General features: G+C 61.9%; 7 protein-coding genes and 1 pseudogene. 6 read left to right on the top strand and 2 right to left on the bottom strand.

All coding sequences use genetic code 11. The features are described 5' to 3' along the window. Together EN893_RS17175 and EN893_RS17170 are read left to right on the top strand one after the other, a co-directional pair. Nucleotides 1–343, top strand: a pseudogene (locus EN893_RS17175) (glutamate racemase); the annotation flags it as partial. 64 nt (nucleotides 344–407) lie between these two features. Continuing rightward, nucleotides 408–596, top strand: a complete 189-nt coding sequence (locus EN893_RS17170) for a DUF3008 family protein (RefSeq protein ID WP_023810328.1) — start codon at nucleotides 408–410, stop codon at nucleotides 594–596. Nucleotides 597–680: 84 nt separating this feature from the next. Here the strand turns inward: EN893_RS17170 and EN893_RS17165 are convergent, their stop codons facing one another. Further along, nucleotides 681–890 (bottom strand): hypothetical protein, encoded by a 210-nt coding sequence (locus tag EN893_RS17165; protein WP_127271832.1) that lies wholly within the window; start codon nucleotides 888–890, stop codon nucleotides 681–683. Between the two features lie 375 nt (nucleotides 891–1,265). On the opposite strand from EN893_RS17165, the gene rpsD reads away from it, so the two are divergent. The 4 genes from rpsD (at nucleotide 1,266) to EN893_RS39280 (ending at nucleotide 4,161) form a co-directional block, all read left to right on the top strand. Further along, nucleotides 1,266–1,883 (top strand): 30S ribosomal protein S4, encoded by a 618-nt coding sequence (gene rpsD, locus EN893_RS17160; RefSeq protein ID WP_023759539.1) that lies wholly within the window; start codon nucleotides 1,266–1,268, stop codon nucleotides 1,881–1,883. 107 nt (nucleotides 1,884–1,990) lie between these two features. Further along, the gene (gene ttcA, locus EN893_RS17155) at nucleotides 1,991–2,875 is read left to right on the top strand and encodes a tRNA 2-thiocytidine(32) synthetase TtcA (protein ID WP_127271767.1); all 885 of its coding nucleotides are present in this window, start codon (nucleotides 1,991–1,993) and stop codon (nucleotides 2,873–2,875) included. After that, entirely contained in the window at nucleotides 2,865–3,692 is an 828-nt protein-coding gene (locus EN893_RS17150) for an inositol monophosphatase family protein (protein WP_127272588.1), read from the top strand. Before ttcA ends, EN893_RS17150 begins: the two co-directional genes overlap by 11 nt. A 235-nt stretch (nucleotides 3,693–3,927) precedes the next feature. After that, complete coding sequence (locus EN893_RS39280) at nucleotides 3,928–4,161, top strand: hypothetical protein (protein ID WP_236382783.1); 234 nt, start codon at nucleotides 3,928–3,930, stop codon at nucleotides 4,159–4,161. On the opposite strand, the gene EN893_RS17140 is transcribed toward EN893_RS39280, so the two are convergent. Further along, nucleotides 4,158–5,348 (bottom strand): multidrug effflux MFS transporter (locus tag EN893_RS17140; protein WP_128361661.1); only part of this gene is annotated, 1,191 nt, incomplete at its 5' end. The genes EN893_RS39280 and EN893_RS17140 overlap by 4 nt on opposite strands.

Here is a 5,348-nt window from a genome sequence, read left to right as displayed (position 1 = left end):
GATCTACATGCGTGAGGGCTTCGTCGATGAGGAGGCCGTACGCACCGAGATCACGCCGTGCTTCGTCGAACATGATGCGTTGCGTACGGATATCGTCGTGCTCGCCTGCACACACTACCCCTTTCTGGCCAATCGCATGCGCAAGACGGCGCCCTGGCCGGTCGATTGGCTCGACCCCGCTGAAGCGATTGCGCGCCGGGCGCTGTCGCTTCTCGCCGACATCGATCCGAGCGGTCGTGGCGAGATGCTGCCTGAAGGACCCGACCTTGCCGTCTTCACATCGGCAAGAGCCGATTTCCCGACCCGTCGCCTGATACAGGGCTTCGGGCTGGCTATGTCGTGATTGCGAAGCGGAACATCACGGCAGTCGTTGCGTTTTTCCCCAGATTCCAACGGGAGAAAGAACCATGCCAGCCACCTCGAAAGCCCAGCAGAAAGCCGCCGGCGCGGCTCTGTCGGCCAAGCGCGGCGAGACCAAGAAGAGCGAACTCCAGGGCGCTTCCAAGGGAATGTACGAATCGATGAGCGAAAAGCAGCTCGAGGAATTCGCCGAGACGAAGCGCAAGGGCCTGCCGGAGAAGAAGTCGAAAGACTAAGGATTAAGCATCCGGAATCAAAGAGCCCGCGGCCAAAACCGCGGGCTTTGAATCGATGTCGGCCGCCTGAGACCGGATAGGAGCCTACCAGCGCCCGCTGCAGCGCTTGATCTTGTAGCGTATGACCTTCTTGTGGCCGTGCCGCCAGATAACCTTCTTCTTGATCACGATGCGACAAGCCTGGTGATGCCGGTGTCCGTGCCAATGCCTGGCCTCCGCCGGCTCCGGTGTCAGGACCGCCATGGATCCCGCCAACACAGCGGCTCCCGTCAGGGTAAGGAAGAATTTCTTCATGCGATTGTAGCTCCTCTGCTCCGGTCCCTTCCTGATGCCGCTGGCGCAACCTCCCGCCACATCCGGCACTGTACTCAACCCAGAGACGCTATATCGTCGCCATGGCCTACGCCAGCCACAAGCTTGACACCGGTTAAATCTCCGTTTAATCAGCGCGCCAACACCGGGCCGCAATGCCCGGTGGTTTTCTTTATGTGCGCAAGATGCGTGGAAATCCAATTCTACTATCTTGTTTGAACTGACGTGTCCCGTGGGTTTTCCGCCGCGTTGCGTGGGAAAACCCTGTCAGGTCTCGAAAACGGAGGCCAGAGGAGGGCGCGTTTCCTTCACCCGGACCATGAGGTTCCGGGTGTATTGTTTTGAAAAGGGAATGCGATGAGCAAGCGCGAATCCGCGAAGTACAAGATCGACCGCCGTCTCGGCGAAAACATCTGGGGCCGCCCGAAGTCCCCGGTCAACAAGCGTGAATACGGTCCCGGCCAGCATGGCCAGCGCCGCAAGGGCAAGCTTTCCGATTTCGGCCTGCAGCTGCGCGCCAAGCAGAAGCTGAAGGGTCACTATGGCGACGTTTCGGAAAAGCAGTTCCGCAAGGTTTATGAAGAGGCTGACCGCCGCAAGGGCGACACCTCGGAGAACCTGATCGGCCTGCTCGAATCGCGTCTCGACGCGGTCGTCTACCGCGCCAAGTTCGTGCCGACTATTTTCGCCGCCCGTCAGTTCGTCAACCACGGCCATGTCAACGTCAACGGCAAGCGCGTCAACATCGGCTCGTATCGCTGCAAGCCGGGCGATGTCGTCGAAGTGCGCGAAAAGTCCAAGCAGCTGGTCATCGTTCTGGAAGCGGTCGGTCTCGCCGAGCGCGACGTGCCGGACTACATCGAAGCCGATCACAACAAGATGGTCGCGACCTTCTCGCGCATCCCTGGCCTGGCGGACGTTCCGTTTGCCGTGCAGATGGAACCGAACCTGGTCGTCGAATTCTACTCGCGCTAAAACGAGCGCGTTCTGCGACACCAAGCAAAGGCCGCCCGTCGAGGCGGCCTTTTCTTTGTCGGTCATGTCCGCTAACCCGGCGCTCTGGCCACTGAAAGCGACATGCCATGAACATGCTTCCAGACATCGAACCGATCGCCGACAGCGAAGGCGACTTCCATCCGCTGTTCGCCGACGTGCCGTCCTCGGTCGAATTCAACAAATTGCGCAAGCGGCTGCTGCGGCTGACCCGGCAGGCGATCGAGGATTTCTCGATGGTCAAGCCCGGCCAGCGCTGGCTCGTCGCGCTCTCGGGCGGCAAGGATTCCTACGGCCTGCTCGCGGTGCTGCTCGACCTCAAATGGCGCGGGCTCTTGCCGGTCGATCTTCTGGCCTGCAATCTCGACCAGGGCCAGCCGAATTTCCCCAAACATATCCTGCCGGACTATCTCGACAGTCACGGCATTGCGCACCGGATCGAGTATCAGGACACCTATTCCCTCGTCACCGACAAGCTGCCGGCGGGCAGCACCTATTGCTCGCTCTGCTCGCGCCTAAGGCGCGGCCATCTCTACCGCATTGCGCGCGAGGAGGGGTGCTCGGCGCTGGTGCTCGGCCACCATCGTGAGGATATTCTCGAAACCTTCTTCATGAACCTCTTCCATGGCGGCCGTCTCGCCGCCATGCCGCCAAAACTGCTCAACGACGACGGCGACGTCATGGTGCTGCGGCCATTGAGCTACTGCGCCGAGGCCGATCTGGAAAGATTCGCCGCCGCCATGCATTTCCCGATCATTCCCTGCGATCTCTGCGGCAGCCAGGAAGGTCTTCAGCGGAATGCCATGAAGGCGATGCTCGAGGACCTGGAAAAGCGTATGCCCGGCCGCAAGGATACGATGCTGCGCGCGCTGTCGAACAGCAGGCCATCGCACCTGCTCGACAGGAAGCTGTTCGACTTCGCTGCCCTCAACGACACCCTCACCACAAGGCAAGACATTTCCGATGACATTTGACGACACCGCGATCGATTGGCTGGCCGGCATTCTGGCCGAGGCGGCGCTGACCGAGATCATGCCGCGCTTTCGCCGGCTGGGCGATGGCGATGTCAGGCAGAAGACCTCGGCCGCCGACCTTGTGACCGAAGCCGACGTCAATGCCGAGCGGCTCATCACCGCCAGGCTGCTTGAGCGCTACCCCTCAGCGATGGTCGTCGGCGAGGAGGCCTGTTCCGACAATCCGGCACTGCTCGATGGCTTGGGCGATGCCGATCTGGCCTTCGTCATCGATCCGGTCGACGGCACTTTCAACTTCGCCTCCGGCGTGCCTTTGTTCGGCGTCATGCTGGCGGTCGTGGTCCAGGGCGAGACGGTTGCCGGCATCATCCACGATCCCGTCGGCAAGGACTGGCTGATTGGCGCCAGGGGCGCCGGCAGCCATATCCGGCATGCGCATGGCAGCCTGGAGAAGGTGCATGTCGCGGCACCCGCGCCGATCTCGGAAATGACCGGCTCGGTCTCCTGGCAATATATGCCCGAACCGGAGCGGTCGCGGCTGGCGCGCAACCAGACGAAGATCCTGTCGCAATTCGCCTATCGCTGCGCCGCGCACGAATACCGCCTGCTGGCGAGCGGCCATGCCCACTTCGTGGTCTACAACAAGCTGATGCCGTGGGATCATCTGGCCGGCGTGCTGATCCATGCCGAGGCCGGCGGCCATGCCGCGCGCTTCGACGGCAGCACCTATCTGCCCTCGCATCTCGGCGGCGGCCTGCTTGTCGCGCCAGACCAGGAAAGCTGGCACGAATTGCGTCGCGAGCTTTGGGCGCAATAGGAACGATTCCTGCGTTAGCCGAAGGAGCGGTGCAATTTCACGCAAATCCGGAGGCTCTCGAATGAAACCCCGGTTCGCATTTGTCGCCGCGGCTCTTGCCGCCGCTCTGTCTACCAGTTCCCAGGAAGCAAGATCGCAGGAGCGCAGTTGTCGCAGTTCCGATCCTGTCGATACGATAAGGGAGATGTCGGACGCTATCTATGCCTGCTGGAAACCGCCACCCGGAACCGCGGGCATGTCCCTGACCCTGCGGTTCTCGCTTCGCCGCAACGGCACACTGATCGGCAAGCCTCGCGCCACATATGCCGATCTGGGAACCGATGCCCAGCGCAGCCGTGCCTTCGTGGCATCCATTCTCAGGGCACTCGATGATGCTCTGCCATTGCCCTTTTCGGACAGCATGGGTGAAGCAATCGCGGGGCGTATGCTCGCCCCTCGGTTCACGGCAGCCCTTGAGGGTGCATCCTAATGCAAGTCGGTGATGTGCCCTGAAACGGGCGCGTTCTGCGGCTGGAACATCTTGCCGCGCTCGGCGATGAAGATCATCAGCAGCGCCGCGATCGACACGCTGCAGAAGCCGGCGGCCAGCGGCGTCACCGTGCCATTGAAGGCCTGGCCGATCAGCGTGCCGAGAATGCCGCCGAGAAACGTCTGCATGAAACCGAGGATCGACGACGCCGTGCCGGCCAGTTGCCCGAGCGGCTCCATGGCCAGCGCGTTGAAGTTCGCGCCCAGCGCACCGAACGGAAGCATGGCGCAGGCAAAGAAGGTGATGAACAGCCAGAGCGGCATCTTCATTTCCAGCGAAACGATCAGCCAGGCAAGGCTGATGACCAGGAACAGCAGCAGCGCGCTCTGCGACAGGCGGCGCATGCCGATGCGGCCGACAAGGCGCGAATTCAGAAAGTTGGAGAAGGCGAGCACGCCCGCGACGCCTGCGAAGATGACCGGGAACATCTCGCCGACATGGAAGATGTCGACATAGATCTGCTGCGCCGAAGCGATGAAGCCGAACATGGCGCCGAAGATGAAGGTGCTGGCGAAGGCATAGCAGATCGCAATGCGGTTGGTGAGCACGATGCGAAACCCGCCGACAATGGAGTTGAGTGTCAACGGCCGGCGATGTTCGGGATGCAGCGTTTCAGGAAGGCGCAGCAGCGACCAGGCCGAGACGAGGAGCGCACCGACGGCCATGGTGACGAAGATCCAATGCCAGGTCGCAAACAGCATGATGAACTGGCCGATGCCGGGAGCAATGACCGGTATCGCCATGAACACCATGAAGATCAGCGACATCACCTCGGCCATGCGCCGGCCGTCGAACGTATCGCGCACGATCGATACGGCGATGACGCGGGTGGCGGCCGCACCAATGCCTTGCACGGCCCGGCACAGCAGAAGTGTCTCAAAGCTTGGCGCAATGGCGGCAGCCGCGGCCGCGGCGACATAGATCACCAGCCCGGCGACCAGTGGTGCGCGACGCCCGAAGCGATCCGAGATCGGCCCGAAGAACAACTGTCCGCCGCCGAAGCCCAGAATGTAGGCCGTTATGACGTACTGCCGGTGGTTTTCATTTTCGACGCCGAGCGTGGCGCCGATCTGCTGCAGCGCCGGCAGCATGATGTCGATGGCCAGCGAGTTCAGCGCCATCAGCGC

It is taken from the genome of Mesorhizobium sp. M7A.F.Ca.CA.004.04.2.1 (genome assembly GCF_004022825.1).
Lineage (GTDB): Bacteria > Pseudomonadota > Alphaproteobacteria > Rhizobiales > Rhizobiaceae > Mesorhizobium.
The sequence above is the reverse complement of the archived record's forward strand: the minus strand, read 5'-3'. Positions and strand labels throughout refer to the sequence as shown.

What these genes read in the sequence shown, in the direction of transcription:
- EN893_RS17150 (WP_127272588.1), top strand. Translation starts at nt 2,865, where the DNA reads ATGACATTTGACGACACCGCGATCGATTGGCTGGCCGGCATTCTGGCC.
- rpsD (WP_023759539.1), top strand. Translation starts at nt 1,266, where the DNA reads ATGAGCAAGCGCGAATCCGCGAAGTACAAGATCGACCGCCGTCTCGGC.
- EN893_RS39280 (WP_236382783.1), top strand. Translation starts at nt 3,928, where the DNA reads ATGTCCCTGACCCTGCGGTTCTCGCTTCGCCGCAACGGCACACTGATC.
- EN893_RS17165 (WP_127271832.1), bottom strand. Translation starts at nt 890, where the DNA reads ATGAAGAAATTCTTCCTTACCCTGACGGGAGCCGCTGTGTTGGCGGGA.
- EN893_RS17170 (WP_023810328.1), top strand. Translation starts at nt 408, where the DNA reads ATGCCAGCCACCTCGAAAGCCCAGCAGAAAGCCGCCGGCGCGGCTCTG.
- ttcA (WP_127271767.1), top strand. Translation starts at nt 1,991, where the DNA reads ATGAACATGCTTCCAGACATCGAACCGATCGCCGACAGCGAAGGCGAC.